The 15606-nt window shown below is 59.8% G+C and carries 10 protein-coding genes and 3 pseudogenes; 6 read left to right on the top strand and 7 right to left on the bottom strand.

Annotation, left to right across the window (positions count from 1 at the left end):
- Window positions 1-112: 112 nt before the first annotated feature.
- Window positions 113-319: pseudogene (locus JMY28_RS38640) on the top strand (transposase); the annotation flags it as partial.
- Between the two features lie 120 nt (window positions 320-439).
- Here JMY28_RS38640 and JMY28_RS38635 read toward each other — a convergent pair.
- Together JMY28_RS38635 and JMY28_RS38630 are read right to left on the bottom strand one after the other, a co-directional pair.
- Window positions 440-1455: pseudogene (locus JMY28_RS38635) on the bottom strand (IS110 family RNA-guided transposase).
- 298 nt (window positions 1456-1753) lie between these two features.
- Complete coding sequence (locus JMY28_RS38630) at window positions 1754-2776, bottom strand: IS110 family RNA-guided transposase (RefSeq protein WP_201701123.1); 1023 nt, start codon at window positions 2774-2776, stop codon at window positions 1754-1756.
- A gap of 996 nt (window positions 2777-3772) precedes the next feature.
- Between JMY28_RS38630 and JMY28_RS38625 the strand changes: the two are divergent.
- From JMY28_RS38625 to JMY28_RS38615, 3 genes and pseudogenes are all read left to right on the top strand, one after another.
- Window positions 3773-4399: pseudogene (locus JMY28_RS38625) on the top strand (tyrosine-type recombinase/integrase).
- 358 nt (window positions 4400-4757) lie between these two features.
- Entirely contained in the window at window positions 4758-5033 is a 276-nt protein-coding gene (locus JMY28_RS38620) for a DUF883 family protein (protein WP_201701122.1), read from the top strand.
- A 347-nt stretch (window positions 5034-5380) separates the two neighbouring features.
- On the top strand, window positions 5381-6886 hold the full coding sequence (locus JMY28_RS38615; protein ID WP_201701125.1) for an MltF family protein: 1506 nt from the start codon (window positions 5381-5383) through the stop codon (window positions 6884-6886).
- Window positions 6887-7203: 317 nt separating this feature from the next.
- On the opposite strand, the gene JMY28_RS38610 is transcribed toward JMY28_RS38615, so the two are convergent.
- The 3 genes from JMY28_RS38610 to JMY28_RS38600 form a co-directional block, all read right to left on the bottom strand.
- The gene (locus JMY28_RS38610) at window positions 7204-8388 is read right to left on the bottom strand and encodes a porin (RefSeq protein ID WP_201701121.1); all 1185 of its coding nucleotides are present in this window, start codon (window positions 8386-8388) and stop codon (window positions 7204-7206) included.
- Window positions 8389-8490: 102 nt separating this feature from the next.
- Entirely contained in the window at window positions 8491-9285 is a 795-nt protein-coding gene (locus tag JMY28_RS38605) for an ABC transporter substrate-binding protein (RefSeq protein ID WP_201701120.1), read from the bottom strand.
- A 39-nt stretch (window positions 9286-9324) separates the two neighbouring features.
- The gene (locus JMY28_RS38600) at window positions 9325-10446 is read right to left on the bottom strand and encodes a M20 aminoacylase family protein (RefSeq protein ID WP_201701124.1); all 1122 of its coding nucleotides are present in this window, start codon (window positions 10444-10446) and stop codon (window positions 9325-9327) included.
- 178 nt (window positions 10447-10624) lie between these two features.
- Here JMY28_RS38600 and JMY28_RS38595 point away from each other — a divergent pair, with 178 nt between their 5' ends.
- Window positions 10625-11578: a LysR substrate-binding domain-containing protein gene (locus JMY28_RS38595; RefSeq protein ID WP_201701119.1), complete on the top strand. Its 954-nt coding sequence runs from the start codon at window positions 10625-10627 to the stop codon at window positions 11576-11578.
- Window positions 11579-11789: 211 nt separating this feature from the next.
- On the opposite strand, the gene JMY28_RS38590 is transcribed toward JMY28_RS38595, so the two are convergent.
- Window positions 11790-12920 carry a polyamine ABC transporter substrate-binding protein gene (locus tag JMY28_RS38590; protein ID WP_201701118.1) on the bottom strand — a complete coding sequence of 377 codons (1131 nt, stop codon included), beginning with the start codon at window positions 12918-12920 and terminating at the stop codon, window positions 11790-11792.
- Between the two features lie 65 nt (window positions 12921-12985).
- On the bottom strand, window positions 12986-14290 hold the full coding sequence (locus JMY28_RS38585; protein WP_201701117.1) for an NAD(P)/FAD-dependent oxidoreductase: 1305 nt from the start codon (window positions 14288-14290) through the stop codon (window positions 12986-12988).
- 153 nt (window positions 14291-14443) lie between these two features.
- Between JMY28_RS38585 and JMY28_RS38580 the strand changes: the two genes are divergently transcribed.
- Window positions 14444-15328, top strand: coding sequence for a LysR substrate-binding domain-containing protein (locus JMY28_RS38580; RefSeq protein WP_201701116.1), 885 nt, complete (start codon window positions 14444-14446; stop codon window positions 15326-15328).
- Window positions 15329-15606 lie beyond the last annotated feature (278 nt).

The raw sequence follows: 15606 nt of genomic DNA, 5'->3' as shown, positions 1-15606 counted from the left end.
GCTGCACACGCGGGCCAGTCCGCCGAATTCCGCCACCTGACCGGCAACTCCAGTCCAGCATCATGCCTCACACGCACGAGCATGGACAAACGGCCCAGCTGAGCCGCTTACTGAGGTAATCAAGCTGCCAGAAGTGAAAAAAGGCTTTGTCCTGTTGCCACGTCGCTGGGTGGTCGAACGCAGCTTCGGTTGGCTGAACCGCTTCCGCCGGTTGGCCAGAGACTACGAGCGACTGCCCGAAACCCTGGCCGGCCTGCACTTCGTCGTATTTACCGTGCTTATGCTTGTCCACTTCGCAGACCTCAGCAAAAGTGCCTAACACGCTCTAAGACTGCGCAGGTTTTGTCGCCGACGGTCCGACCTGTTTGCCATTGAATCAGATCACTTGTGCAACCAATGAAGAGGTGAAGCTAAGACCCTGTTGTGATCGGGATTCCGCTCATGCCGGCGGCGCATACTCCTGACCGCGTGCGAGCAACACCCAGATCGTTCGGGCTATCTTGTTCGCGAGTGCTACGACAGCGACGTTTGTTCCGCGTCGCGCCTGAACCTCGAGTATCCATCGGGAAAGTTTGTCCGTATGCTTTGCGGCTTGCTGAACAACCGATCTGGCGCCGTGTACCAGCAGCATTCGCAGATATCCGTTACCGCGCTTGGTAATGCCGAACAGGCGATCTTTGCCGCCTGATGAGTGCTGACGTGGCGTCAGGCCCAGCCACGCCGCAAACTGCCGGCCGTTTGAGAACTCGGAGGCGCTTCCGGCCGCGGCGATGACGGCCGTTGCAATCATCGGTCCGACACCACGGATCTTCTCCAGGCGCTGGCTTGCGGGCGATGCCTTGTGCACTTGCTGGATCAGATCGTCATACCGCGCGATCTGCCTGTCGAGCAGTGCAAGTCGCTCGTACATGTCGCGCATCATTGTTCGGGTCAGTCCTGTCAGTTCATTGTGCTCGTCATCGACGATCGCGGGGAGTAGAGTCCGCACTTTCAGAGGCGTTTGCGCAATGACCACTCCGTATTCAGCCAGGAGGCCTCGATCTGATTGATCTGCGCGATGCGGTCCCGCATCAGCAGGCTGCGAATGCGGTGCACGGACTGGATGTCTTGCTGCTCAACGCTGTTGACTGCGACGTAGCGCATCGTCGGACGAGACGCAGCTTCAACAATCGCCTCCGCATCATTTCGATCGTTCTTCTGGGATTTGACGAACGGCTTGACGAATCGCGGCGCGATGATCTGGACCTGATGCCCCATTGCAGAGAACCGCCGGGCCCAGTAATGCGCTCCCCCACAAGCTTCCATCACAATGCGGCAGCACGGCAGGCAAACGACCGCTTCCAGAAGCTTGTTGCGGCTGACTCGCCGGGTCAGTACTGGGTGGCCGCGTTCGTCGACGCCGTACAACTGGAATATGTTCTTGGCCAGATCGATGCTCAGCAACGCGACGCTCATGACGACCTCCGCTCATTCGTGGGTCAGGGAGTTTTAATACTGCCATGCACTCCGATGGAGAGTGTTAGCGGTCATCCACCGGAGGTGGGACGAGGCCATTCCACTATATGCGGCCTTTTGCAAGCCGAAGCTGCGGGCCCTGATGGAATTCGCCAGGAACGTCCTCATCTCGGCCACGTGCTTGAAGCACAAGACTGTGTTCAGGTTTGCGTTCCTGCGGTCCGACCTGTCTCGCCATCACATTGAAATCAACCCAAGCAACCTACCAGTTCCTCAACGCGTCAAAGTCCACATTCTGCTATGCGGGTTTGTGGCTTACATGATACGTTTCGTACGAAGTCTCGTGAGCGAGGATCGCCCAGGCGATTCGCGCCATTTTGTTTGCCAAAGCTACTGCAACTACATTCGCTGGTCGTCGCATCTGTATTGCCTTTTGCCATGCGGTTGGCACCTTCGCGTGACACAGAACAGAACGTGCCCCATGTATCAACAACGTACGCAGGTACGGATCACCTCGTCTGGAGATCGAGCCCAACCGGATCTTCCCGCCTGTCCCATTCTGGCGAGGAACAAGCCCCAGAAACGCTGCGAACTCGCGTCCCGACCTGAATGTCTTCGCATCCCCAACTGTCGCCACCAGAGCGGTGGCAGTGAGCCGGCCGATGCCCGGCACTTCGGAGATCGCACGGCATGCCGCTTCCTGCTTCTGCCAGGCGCCAATCCGCTTCTCCAGTTGATTGATGTCTTCCTCAAACATGTTGATGCGACGCAACTGTTCGAGAAGGTTCAGAACTATGGACCTTGGCAGTGTGTCTTCGAGTTCTGCCATGCGCTGCCTGATCTCGTCGAGTCCAGCTACGCGTCCAGCGCGAAACGTAACGCCGAATTCATACAGTAGTCCTCGCAGCTGATTTATCTGCATCGTCCGGAACTTGACGAGCAGTGAGCGCATACGATGAAGGCTTAGCATCGCTTGCTGATCTTCTGTCTTGGCGGCAACCGTGCGCATGCCGGGTTGCTGCACCGCAGTCCAGATCGCCTGGGCGTCCGCCGCGTCGGTCTTGTTCGTTTGCACGAATGGTCGGATGAACTGAGCATGCAATAGCACCACCTCGTGTCCGAGCGCGCCGATTTTACGCGCCCACCAGTGGGCACTTCCACATGCCTCAAGGGCAACTCGACCGGCGGGGCGCTGCGCCAGAAACGTGATTAACTCGTCTCGTCCGAATCGCCGATTCTTGATCTCGCCGGTTTCGGCGTCGACCCAGTACAGCTGGAATACCCGTTTTGCAATATCGAGTCCGTATGTCGTAGCATTCATCTGGGGCCTCCGTTCCTCAAGTGGTTGTGTCGCAACTCCACTCTGGCACATTGATGCCGTTCGGTCCTGGGGGCCCTCTCAATCGTGCCCAATTCCCCGGAGGGAGGGCGGTGTCCATTCCATCTGGGTCGGCTCTCGCCTCTCGTCGCACCTGCGGCAATACGAGGTAATGGCAGTGCGTTTGCGACGGCACGAGTTGACACATCGCCTCGGGCCAATCACAGGCGACACTGGTTGAGTGGTGGAGATAAAGCGGCGTTTCAGAACGTGGACGAAGCGCACGCTGCCTGCAATCTTGCAAACCGGCGGGGACGACACTCCGCGACCTCCAGCGATTCCGACACTGGAATACAGCGTCTCAAGGCGACCGCACTCCTCCAGACACAATGACCTTTTTTCATTTTGTGCGCTCGCCGTCAGGTTCAAATTTGAGATACACCGAACAGAGAGCATGGATTCTCTGAACGACCGGCGAACGGTAGTCGAGACACCAGACAGTGCGGAGATTGAACAGCTTGTGAAGGTCCGCATCGTCCTTCGGAAACGGCCGTGCACCTTCACGCACTGCGATCACTCGCGACGCCTCGACGAGCCTGGCGCGCTCCAACCAGTCGCATTCAGCACCGTTTGAGCATAACCAGATCTGGGCCGACTCGATCAGGTGGTCTGTACGTAATCAGACACCCTCTCGCGCAAACGCGAAGAACTGGCCTGCCACGAGAAAGCACAGCAATTCGCTGCGCGCTTCGTCATCAAAAGCGTTCACGACTCACCTGTTTCGTCTGGGCGCTTTGAAGTCACATTCACAGTTTGCAGCAGGGTGTGTGGGCCGGCCCGTGTAGCGCAGGCCGGACGGAGTTAGAGAACTGGGCAAGCTCAACGGACGACCTCGAGCAACCTGCGCAGCAGCGACCGGCGCTCCGTCGTTTCTCGGTCAGTCAGCGACAATTGACAGAGGCGCACACTGGATCTCCCTTCAACTGGAAGGAGATCGTCATGGAAACGCAGAATGTCGCGGTTGGCTCCCGAGTGCCCTGGAACAAGGGCAAGCTGACTGGACAGAAGCCACCGCTGAAGCTTCCGGAAATCTGGGCGATTCGCACCAGGTTGCAGATGTCTTCGAACATCCGCGAGCTGGCCATGTTTAATCTTGCGATTGATAGCAAACTACGCGCATGTGACCTGACACGACTGCTCGTACAAGAGATCTGACAAGGCAGCCGCGTCGGCTCCAGAGCAATGGTCATGCAACGGAAGACTCGACGACCGGTTCAGTTCGAGATCACGGAGCAGACCCGTCAGAGCATCGAAGCCTGGATAAGGTCTCGGCGGTTGAAGCCAACCGACGATCTCTTCCCGAGTCGTGTGCATGCGTCTGCACATATCTCGACCAGGCAGAATTCGCCGATAGTCCACCGGTGGGTCGCTTCGATCGGGCTCGACGACACGGCGTATGGCACGCACACGATGCGTCGCACCAAGGCCTCGTTGATTTACCGTCGCACAAAGAACCTTTGAGCGGTTCAGTTGTTGCTCGGCCATACCAAGCTAGAAAGCACGGTTCGCTACCTCGGCACAGAGGTCGACGATGCCCTTGAAATGGCGGAACAAACCAAACTTTGACAGCGAGCTGGCCGCTGAGCGGCTTCGTTCAACGGCCATCAGCGGCCGTTGGCCCGCGCAGTCGTGGGAACATTCGGCTGACCGATGAGCAAGAAACATGCGGATCTTCGAACGGGCGTCGCATTCTCGCGTATTCATCAGACCAGCGCCTGACTCGGCGAGACTGACGTTCGAACATCAGCGTGCGCTGAAACCTGTGGACGTTTTGATCGTAATTATTATCCGCTTGGCAGCCATCTTACCGAATGGTAGGCGGACTAGGACTAAGGTCCAATTGCAACGCCACAATTGCGTGTCAACATGCAATTAGCTTCACGTATCCGAACGTGTTCACCTCTAAACCAACAGGGAGAGAATAATGTCTGATGCCAATGCTGAGCCCACCGATCTGGGGAATCAGATTCCACAGGCCGAAAGCGCTCCCAGCGAAAGGGTTTCTAAACTACATGAAAAAGCGCTGGCAGGCCTGCAAGGTGCCAGGAAAAAGGCCACGGCCGTGCAGGTCGTGGTGGTCGAAAACGGCAAAATCGCTGCCCGCGCGACCGACGACTTCGTCCACGAGTATCCGTGGGTATCCATCGGGATGGGGGCCGGTTTTGGGGTGCTGGTAGGTCTGCTGATCAATCGCGACTGACGTGCATTGATCTCGCATATGAGCCGTTTGGCAAGCATCTGAAAAATGCAGGACTGCGAGAGCGTCGGCGAACTGCTGTACAACATAGACACGCCAATCGTGCAGCACAAACACCGCACCACGGACAAAGGTCAGGGGCCAACCAGCCTTGTATCGGATTTTGCAGCTTTCGAGCAACCGTGGGGCGCTGTTCGGGCCAGTTTCGGTCGCCCAACTGTCCGACGCCTCAGTCGTTGAAATGTCTCTTCCGCGTTCGTCTGCGGGCGACCTACTATAGTCGAATGCTCGCGCGCTAATTGCGTACCGTTGTCGCGGGGAGGCTCATCGTGAACGTGTCAGTCCGCGTTATGATCGGCTGGACGCTTGCCCTGTGCGGTTGGGCGCAGACGATGGGCGCGCATGCCGCGCAACCTGCAGCGGTCGCGTCCACAACCGTCGTCGCCGCGCCGACGAAAGCCCCGCCCGCTGCAAGTTTGGACGTCTACGCACTGAGCCTTGCGAACAAGCCGTGGACCGCCGATTTCGACGCAATGCTCAACCGCCGCAGGATCCGGTTTCTCATTCCTTACAGTCGCACGCTCTATTTTATCGACAAGGGCCGCGAACGCGGACTTGCCGCTGACCTGGCGCGCGACTTCGAACGCTATATCAACCGAAAGTACGCGGCCCAGCTGAACGGCCGGCCGGTCACCGTCGTCCTGATTCCCACTACCCGTGACAAGCTGCTAACCGGCCTGGTCGCCGGGCTCGGCGACATCTCCGCGGGCAATCTGACTGCGACCGACGAGCGGCTCAAGATCGTTGACTTCATCGCGCCGCGCGATCGCAAGCCGGTGCGCGAGCTGGTCGTCACCGGGCCAAAGTCGCCCTCGCTTTCGACACTCGATAATCTTTCGGGGAAGCGGGTTTACGTGCGACGATCTTCGAGCTATTACGAGAGCCTGAGCGCACTGAATGAGCGCTTTCGCAAGGACGGCAAGCCGCCTGTGAAAATCACGCTGTTGCCCGATGCGCTGGAAGACGAAGATGAAATGGAGATGGTCAACGCGGGCCTCTTGGGCTGCATCATCGTGGACGACTGGGAGGCCCATCTCTGGGCACAGGTTCTGCCGCGCCTGAAGGTGCATGACGATCTCGCTGTGAGCGGCGAGGGCTATACAGGCTGGGCGATTCGCAAGAACAGCCCACAGTTGCAGGCAGCCCTGAACGACTTCTATCTGAACTATGTGAAGAAACAGGATGTGGTTGAATACCTCCTCGTGCAATACATGAAGCAGATCAAGCAGATCCGCAACAATGGCGGCGATGCCGAACAAAATCGCTTCAATGATACGCTTGCGTTCTTCCAGAAATATGGTACGCAGTACGGCTTCGATCCGCTTATGCTCGCCGCGCAGGGTTTCCAGGAATCACAACTCAACCAGTCCGCGCGCAGCAGATCCGGGGCTATCGGCCTCATGCAACTGTTGCCGGCCACGGGCAAGCTGATGGATGTGGGTAGCATTTCCGTGGCCGAGTCCAATGTTCATGCAGGCGCCAAATACATGGACACGCTCATGACCAAATACTTCTCCGACGCCCACTTTAGCGAAAGCGACCGGTCGCTCTTCGCGTTCGCGAGCTACAACGCAGGCCCGACCAACATCGCAAAGATGCGCAAGATCGCGGCCGAGCGAGGCCTTGATCCAGACAGGTGGTTCAACAATGTCGAGATTGTCGTCGCAGAGAAAATTGGAATCGAAACGACGACCTACGTACGTAACATTTACAAGTATTACGTGGCGTACAGGCTGATCGTCGAGGCCCGGGCGGCGCACAAAAACGCGGTGGAAAGCGTGCAGAAGCACTTCTGAAGACGGGTTGCAGGAGCAGTGCATTATGTGATTCCCCGGTCAAGCGACGATTGCTTTTATCGCATTGACTCTCCATTGGGGCCTGACAAAGAAGTGTTGAGCAGGGCCAACGTCCGTTGTATCCGGCACCTGCCGTTCATACGACTTCGCGGCGACTGTCACATACGGGTTCTCAACGCGACATCCATGTCGATGGCCTGCCAGATACTTCCCAAAAACTGCGTCGGAGTCCAACGCGAGATGGCATCCGTCAGCGGAACGGATAACCTGTTTGAAATACGCACCAACCGCTCGGAGCAGGTTGGCGCGTCCCGACATTAGAAGGTATGGCGAAGCGCCGCGCGCATGACCAGTTGCCGCGACGTCGACGAAAGATCCTGCGCTCCCGGTACGTACGCGCGATCGAGTGACGAACCTGTCTCGTCCCCGGTCACCAGCTGATATACCCCTTGCAGGTAAACGTCCGTCCGTTTCGACAGGTTATAGTCGGCCATCAGACCGAACGTGTGGATGCCCGGTTGCACGGTGCCCGTCGTCGCCTCATAATGCTCCAGCGTATAGGCATACTCTGCACCAACGAAGAAGGCCGGTGTGAACTGGTACTTGCCGTTGAGCTCGAAATTCTGATACTTCAGCGCGTTGAGCGTACCGCCTGCCAGCGGGCCGGTGACAGGCTGGATCGTTTCCGCGCTGCTCAGGTAGGCCACATTTGCCGTGGGATGATCGATTTGCGTATTCGTATACGTGAAGCCGACGGTCGCGGAGCCAACTGTATAGTTGACGCCCGCACCGAAGATCTGCAGCGTAGACGAAACAAAATTGCCGTCGGGGCCGAGCGACCCGCCTGCGCTTGCGATGGCGCCGCTTGCGGTCATGGCCGGGTTGTCGGCACGCAGGTAGGCCGCGGCGAACACCCAGCCGCCAGCCGAATATTGCGCGCCAGCGCTCATCGCGCGGTTATTTGCAAAGCCCGTATCGTTGCTAAAACTATATGTACCGCCAAACGACAATCCGCCGAGCGTCGGGCTCGCGTATTTCACCGTGTTGTTCAAGCGGAACGTGTTGTCCGTATTGTCGTTGTCATAGGGGTGCGAGAACAGGTAGCCGCCCCAGTTCCCGTTTGCCGTGGTTTGCGCGAGATAGTCGACGACGGAATCGTACTGCCGACCCAGGGTCAGCGTCCCGTAGCGTTCGCTCGCGAGGCCCACGAACGCCTGGCGACCGAACATGCGCCCTCCTTGCGCGAGCGCACCATTGCCGGCGTCGAAACCGTTTTCGAGCTGAAAGACGGCGCTCAGCCCGCCCCCCAGGTCTTCGGTACCCTTCAAGCCCCAACGGCTCCCTTGCGCGTAGCCACTCGTCATTTCATAGACCTGGTGGCCGCCAACGTTGCTGGTGAAATCGATCCCCTCATCGATCACGCCATACAGCGTCACCGAGCTCTGTGCGAAGGCCGGGATGGTCACGCCGCACAGCAACGCAGCTGAAACGACTTTTCTCATCTTGTTTCCATTATTTAGTTATACATAATATGTAAAAGGCGATTTGCCGGACTGCACTCACCTCCGGCGGACCGTTCACTCGCGCGAGTGCTTTTCGCCCCGTTACTTCGCGCCGTAAATGTCGAAGTCGAAATATTTCCTGTTGATGCGGGCGTAGGTGCCGTTTGCGAGAATTTCGGCGAGCGCCCGATTGAATGCATCTCGAAGCGCGACGTCCTGCTTGCGCAGACCGAGGCCGTCGCCCTGACCGAAGTACTTCGGGTCATCCATCGCCGGCCCCGCGAACTCGAAGTCCTTGCCTTCGGGCTTCTTCAGAAAGCCGTCACTGGCTTCAATGGATGCCTGGAACGCCGCATCGAGCCGCCCCGAAACCAGATCAGCGTAGACCTGGTCCTGGTTCTGGTAAGCGACGACTTCCACGCCGGCCGACTGCCACCTGGCGCGCGCGTAGTCTTCCTGACTCGTGCCCTGCTCGACACCCACGCGCTTGCCCTTCAGCGAACCGGCGTCGGGCAGCAGTGAGGAACCGCGTCGCACTACGAGGCGCGCGGGCGCGTTCGAGATCTTGTTCGAGAACGCAATCTGCTCCATGCGCTTTGGCGTGATCGTCATGGATGACGAGATCACGTCGAATTTGCGCGCAAGCAGGCCCGGAATCATGCCGTCGAAACTCGTTTCCACCGAGACACAACGCGCGTTCAACTGCGCGCACAACGCGTTGGCAATATCGACGCCGAAGCCCGTGAGCTTGCCGTCGGGCGTCTTGTATTCGAGCGGCGGATAGGTTGGGTCGACGGCGAGCCGAATCTCCCGTCCCTTCAGGTCTACCGCATGCGCCGGGGCCGCCGTTGCAGCTGCCGCGAGTGCCAGCGAGAGCGCCATCGTCCATTTCTTCATTTGCCAGTCTCCTTCCTTTAGTTTCAGTTGCTTCGATGGTTACTGCAGAATATGTTCCGCGAGCTTCACCCAGTAGCTCGCGCCAATGGCGAGGCTCGAGTCGTTGAAGTCGTAGCCGGGGTTGTGGAGCGAGCAATGCTGCGCGCCTTCCCCGTTGCCGATCGAGAGATAGCTGCCCGGGCAGCGCTCCAGCATGTACGCGAAGTCCTCGCTCGCCATGAGCGGGCGAAGGTCGTCAATCAGCATCTGCGCGCCACCCCATTCGAGCGCGACGCGGCGCGCCAGCTCGGTCTCGTCGCAGTGATTGACGAGCACCGGGTAACAATGCCGGTAGTCGATCTCCACGCGCGCGCCATAGCTCCTGGCCTGCCCTTCGGCGACTTCGCGGATGCGCCGCTCGAGCAGCGCGCGCACCCGCGCCGAAAGCGCCCGCACGCTCAGTTGCAGATCGGCGTGCGGCGCGATGACGTTCGAGGCGCTCCCCGCATGCAGCGCGCCGACGCTCACAACGGCCTGATCGTGCGGTGCCACGTTGCGCGACACCACGCTCTGCAGTGCCATGACGATCGAGGCGCCGACCACGACTGGGTCGATCGTCTGCTGGGGCGCGGCGGCATGTCCGCCATGGCCGATCACGCGAATCGTCACTTCGTCCGCCGATGCCATGAAGGCGCCGCTGTGAAAGCCGATCCGGCCAGCCGGAAAGCCCGGCACGTTGTGCATCGCGAACACGGCGTCGCAGGGAAAGCGCTCGAACAGGCCATCCTCGATCATCTTGAGCGCGCCGCCCAGGCCCTCCTCGGCCGGCTGAAATATCAAATGCAGGGTGCCGCGCCACTGCGTCTTTTCAGCGAGGCACCGTGCAGCGGCCAGCAGCATCGCTGTGTGGCCGTCGTGGCCGCAGGCATGCATGACGCCGTCGCGATGGCTCGCATAGGGCAACCCCGTCTCCTCGCGTACAGGCAACGCATCCATGTCGGCGCGCAGACCGAGGTTGAACCCTCCCCCGCGCTCGATCGTCCCGACTACTCCCGTGCCGCCCACACCGCGCGTCACGCGATAGCCCCACTCCTGGAGCTTCGCGGCAACAAGCGCGCTCGTCGCGTGTTCTTCAAAGCCGAGTTCGGGCTGCGCGTGCAACTCGCGGCGCAACGCAATCATTTCGGTCTCGATTGCCGCCACCTCAGGCAAAACCCACTGTCTGCTCAATTCCTCTCCTCCGCCCGTCCATGCACCGTGGAGCGAATCGTATGCAGAGCAAATTCCAGCGAACAGCCAGTGTTTTGTTATGATGACAACCGTTCGTTGTCACCGGCGCCGTCAGCGGCGCTCGTCCCCGATGAAACTGCATCAACTGGAAGCGCTCGTCGCGAGCGCTGACTCCGGAAGCATTCGCGGCGCCGCCCGCGCGCTCGGGCTTTCGCAGGCCGCCGTGACGCGCGCGCTGCGCGAACTGGAGGCCGCGGAGCGACTGCCGCTGCTGATCCGCGCGCCGGAAGGTATCACGTTCACCGCGCACGGCAAGGTGCTCCTCACGCATGCCCGGCTTGTCCTGAACCAGCTCGAGCACGCGCACAGTGACCTGGAACGCCTGCGCGGGCGTGTGGAAGGCAGGCTCATGGTCGGCGTCACGCCGTGGATTACGCTGACCTTCCTGGCCGAGGCCGTTCAGCGCTTTCGCAAGCGCTTGCCGGATATCCGTCTCGAACTGTTCGAAGGATTGATGGCGGTTGCTCAGCCGCTGTTGCGCGAAGGCTCCATGGATTTTGCCGTTGGCCAGTTGCAGCCCGGCGCGAGCATGCAGGAATTCGCATGCGAACCCATACTGACTTATGAATCGTCGGTGATGGTCCGCGAGGGGCATCGGAAAGCGCGGGCGCGCTCTATCCACGAGCTACTCGACGAGGACTGGGTGTTGAACTTCGCGCCGGACTCCGAGAGCAACCTGCTGGACTATCTGTTCACACGCCATGGCGCGCAGATCGACGAACGCCGCATCGTGCGCGCCCAATCGGTGGCGATGCTGCAGACTATGGTCGAGCACGCCGACATGTGCACGTGGAGCCCGACGATCCTGAGCCACGTGCCGCCGTTCGGTGGCCGCCTGAGGCCGCTCGCGTTGCGCGAAGTGTTCGAGCCCCGACAACTGGGGATCGTCACGCGTCGAAGCAGCACCCTGAGCAATGCGGCAGTCGCTTTCGTCGAGTGTCTGCTTGATGTCATCCGCCGGCATGCGAGGTCCGCGAAAAAAGAAGACCTCGCCTTGTTCGAGACGCTGGAACTATTGATCTAGCGCGACGCTTCCTCGCCGGCCGGCAGTCCCCTGTGGATATCGCCGCCTTACCAGTTCTTCTCTTTCCGTCCGTGCGTCATTCCCGCACGATAAATCTGCGGCGCGGCCCCGTAGCCGTCCGATTCACAGAAGCCGCCACGGCTCGAAAGCCGCGCTGCGCCAATGAACCGACAGCTCATTAGGTTCAGCCGCACCCCCGAATTTCCCGTCATCAATGAACGGTTTTCAGTTGCGTCCACAACCTGTTTTCGAGTCGAAGAATCTCGACAGGCTTCGGTTTCATCAACGTCATCTTCTTGAATACATCGTCCGGCGGATAGACTGACAAGTCCTGCGCGATCGCAGGCGTCACGAATTTGCGCGCCGGCACGTTCGCGGTCGGGTAATACACTTCGTTGGTGATAGCAGCGTTCGCCTTCGGATCCTCGATGTAGTTGATCCACTGGAGCGCCGCCTCCGGATGCGGCGCGTCTTTCGGAATCGTCATCATGTCAAAGGCGACCAGACCACCCTCCTTGACGTTCAGGAATCTGATGTCATACGAACGTTTCGCATCCACACTGCGCCGATGCGCGATGCCGACATCGCCGGCAAAGCCGATCGAAACGCAAATGTCATTGTTGGCGAGATCGTTGATGTAGCCGGACGAGTTGAACTCGGTCACGTAGGGCCGGACTTTCCTCAGCATCTCATATGCGGCCTGATAGTCGGCTGGATTCGTGCTGTTCGGATCCTTGTGCATGTATTGCAGCGCTGCCGCAAAGACGTCGATCGATTCGTCGAGGAAAGAAACGCCGCAGCCTTTGAGCTTCGCGAGATTCGCAGGATCGAAGACGAGTGCCCAACTGTCAACGGGCGCGTTCGCGCCGAGCGCCTTCTGCACAGCCTGCGCGTTGTAGCCGATACCGATTACCGCAAACGCCCAAGGCACGCCGTACTGATTGCCGGGGTCGGCGCCCGCGACCATCTGCATCAACGTCGGGCTCAGGTTCTTCAGGTTCGGCAGCTTCGACTTGTCGAGCTTCTGATACACGCCGGCCTGGATCTGCGCGCCCATGTAGTTCGATGTCGGCACGACGATATCGTAGCCCGAGTTGCCAGCGAGCAATTTGGCCTGCAATGTATCGTTGCTGTCGTAGTTGTCGTATCGAACGTGAATGCCGGTCTGCTTCTCAAAGTTCGGGATCGTGTCTTTCGCAATGTAGTCCGACCAGTTGTACACATTCAGCTCGGTATCCGCCGCGCGGGCGGCCGGCGCCGTCCATGCGGTCACGGCAGCCGTCACGAACAGACTCTCGAAGACCGCTCGCCTGAATCGAGGTCCAGAGTGGGAAACGCTCATCGTGCTTTCCTTTTTGGGCAAGTTGTGGGTAGCGAAAGGGGTTCGAGCGGACGCATCCGCTGGTCTCACGACTCTGTTGCTGCTCGATGTGATTCGTACTGCAAACGGATTGTGGCGCCGACGTCGAAGAACGGGCTTGGAGGCACCCAGCCTGGTCTGGCGTGGTCGAGGACGGCCGTCAGCAACGCGGACTGGCCTCCCGACGCCATTTCCGCCAGCAGTCGCCCCCATAGGGTGCCGCGCGCCACGCCGGAACCATTGCACCCAGCAGCGGCATAGACACCACGTTCGAGCTTCGCGAACCGCGGCTCCCCGGATCGTGTCGCGCCCAGGTGACCGGTCCAGGTGAATTGCAGGTGTTCGCTGGTGACCCACGGGAACCGGCGCTGCATTCCTCGCAGATGACGGTCCCTTCGAGCCTCGAGTGAGCGGCCCGCGAGATCTCGATGACGATACTCCACCGTATTGCGAATCATGAGGCGCCGGTCGGGCGTCAGCCGTACAGTGGCGCCGGCAACCCGGGTCGACAGCACGCCCCACGCGGTCGCGTTACCCAGCCGGGCGTGCTCCTCTTCGTTCAGCGGCCGGGTGAGCGACGCACTCAGTTCGAGCGGGAATACCGCGCGGTCTCTCACCCCGACTCTCTGCAAAAAGGCACCGACACAAATGATGACCTGCCCAGCTTCGATGTCGCCGTCGTGCGAGCGCGCGCGAATCTTCCCGCCATACATCCGCTCGAGGCCAACGATTTCCGTGTTCTCACGGAGCCATACATTCCCGGGCAACGTGTCCCGCAACCCCTTGGCGTACCTGGCCGGTTGCAGCAGGCCGTTACCGCCGCCGCACCATATTCCTGCCTTGTAGAAAGACGTCCCCAATCGCTGCGACAACGCCGGGCCTTCCAGTAGTTCGGCACTCGCCCCGGCTTCCCGCAGGGTTCGCACCTGGGCTTCCGCCTGTGCAAGTTTCGCCGGATCATGGACGGCGAAGAAGTAGCCGTCGCGGCTCAGATCGCACTCGATGCCGAGGGTGCTCACGCGTCGGCTCACCTCGTCGCTTGCCGCTTTGCCGATTGCCGTCACGCGATGGTATTGCTCATTGAATGGCTTGCCGCCCAGTTCCTCGGGTTCGGGCCGCTCGTACGCGACCACGAAACCGGAATTGCGCGCCGATGCGCCTTGAGCCGCGCGCTGCCGGTCAACGATAACGATGCGCGATTGCGGGTGCAGTTCGGCGAGCGTATGCGCCGTGGCCAATCCCGTGAAACCGCCCCCGATCACGAGCCAATCGGCTTGCTGAGTTCCTTTGAGGGCCGCATCGACCGGCGAGCTACCTGCCTGCGCGATCCAGCCGCAGATATTTTCGATCAAAGCACGTCTCCTACCACGAAGCGTGGGATGCAATTGTCTGAACCATGAATAATTGGCATTCTTGCGTGAGAATATCTTTGGGTTCGTGCCAATATATTGGGAGCTGGGTGGGTTATCCAGCGTTATTAAATCATCCGAGTATTCAAAAAACGCATGGATAAGATTTATCGTCCGCCCTCTCTCCAGGCCCTTCAGGCACTCGCTTTGGTGGCGGAGTCGGCCAGCTTTACCGAAGTGGCGGAAAAGCTGCATCTGACCCAGAGCGCGGTAAGCAGGAAGATTCAGCAACTGGAAAGCCATTACGGCGCGCCGCTGCTCGTTCGCAACAGCCGCAGCATGCAGTTGACCGAGCACGGCAAGGCGGTGCTCGACGTTGCGCGCAAGGTGCTCGGCGAGTTACGGATGCTCAATGAGCACCTCACGCGGCGGGACAGGCCATTCCGCATTCGCATATTCGTATCGGTAGCGGTTCGCTGGCTATTGCCGCGCATGGTTGACTTCTATGTGCAATGCCCCGATCTGTCACTGTCGATTGAGACGGTTGCGACCGAGACGGTCGATCCATCGGGCGAGTGCGATGCCTACATCCTTTACCTCCCCGAAATGCGCACGGACCCTTCGTTCCTCACACTCTTCGAAGAGTTTCTCGTGCCGGTGTGCGCGCCTTCGCTGGTCGGCGGCAAGGAGGCTCCGGCCACGCTGGACGAGTTGGACAAGTACCCCCTGATTCACGGCTCGACCGGGCACCACGAGTGGAAGCGCTGGCTTCAGGCGCAGGGGAAGGCGGACGACGCCGACTACCGGCACATGACCTTCAACCTGGACGAACTGGCAATGGATGCCGCCAGCCGTGGACTGGGCGTCGCCATGACGGATCTGACTCTGGCGCAGGAAGCGATCGCCGGCGGCAAGCTGATCGTTCCCTTCGGCACACCGCTAAAGACCACCGGCGTCTATGTGCTTTGGCTGCAAACCGCTGGAGCATTGCATCCGGCGCGCCAACGCATCCTCCAATGGTTTGCTCAACAGGCAGCGTGACGCGGCGGGCCAAAGTGTGCGACCGGGAGCAAGTACCTTCGGCGAAAGACTGAAGGAGTCGAGGCGCGGGCTGCCCCGATGTCTGGTTCGCATCTCATTGGTGCCGTTTGCGCAGGAAGCTGTCGATGACAGAAACGGGGTCGACTACGGAAATTCGACATCGGACAGGGTTCGGCCAAGCAACCACTTGAAACTATACTGGGGCACTTGGAGGATTCAATGGCTAATCACGACAGGCTGCATCCACTACGTCCGCTCCTGAAGAATTGGGTTTGGGA

The sequence above is a fragment of the Paraburkholderia hiiakae genome, assembly GCF_904848665.1.
GTDB lineage: Bacteria > Pseudomonadota > Gammaproteobacteria > Burkholderiales > Burkholderiaceae > Paraburkholderia > Paraburkholderia hiiakae.
The sequence above is the reverse complement of the archived record's forward strand: the minus strand, read 5'-3'. Positions and strand labels throughout refer to the sequence as shown.

What these genes read in the sequence shown, in the direction of transcription:
- JMY28_RS38630 (WP_201701123.1), bottom strand. Translation starts at nt 2,776, where the DNA reads ATGAATGCTACGACATACGGACTCGATATTGCAAAACGGGTATTCCAG.
- JMY28_RS38620 (WP_201701122.1), top strand. Translation starts at nt 4,758, where the DNA reads ATGTCTGATGCCAATGCTGAGCCCACCGATCTGGGGAATCAGATTCCA.
- JMY28_RS38615 (WP_201701125.1), top strand. Translation starts at nt 5,381, where the DNA reads ATGATCGGCTGGACGCTTGCCCTGTGCGGTTGGGCGCAGACGATGGGC.
- JMY28_RS38610 (WP_201701121.1), bottom strand. Translation starts at nt 8,388, where the DNA reads ATGAGAAAAGTCGTTTCAGCTGCGTTGCTGTGCGGCGTGACCATCCCG.
- JMY28_RS38605 (WP_201701120.1), bottom strand. Translation starts at nt 9,285, where the DNA reads ATGAAGAAATGGACGATGGCGCTCTCGCTGGCACTCGCGGCAGCTGCA.
- JMY28_RS38600 (WP_201701124.1), bottom strand. Translation starts at nt 10,446, where the DNA reads ATGATTGCGTTGCGCCGCGAGTTGCACGCGCAGCCCGAACTCGGCTTT.
- JMY28_RS38595 (WP_201701119.1), top strand. Translation starts at nt 10,625, where the DNA reads ATGAAACTGCATCAACTGGAAGCGCTCGTCGCGAGCGCTGACTCCGGA.
- JMY28_RS38590 (WP_201701118.1), bottom strand. Translation starts at nt 12,920, where the DNA reads ATGAGCGTTTCCCACTCTGGACCTCGATTCAGGCGAGCGGTCTTCGAG.
- JMY28_RS38580 (WP_201701116.1), top strand. Translation starts at nt 14,444, where the DNA reads ATGGATAAGATTTATCGTCCGCCCTCTCTCCAGGCCCTTCAGGCACTC.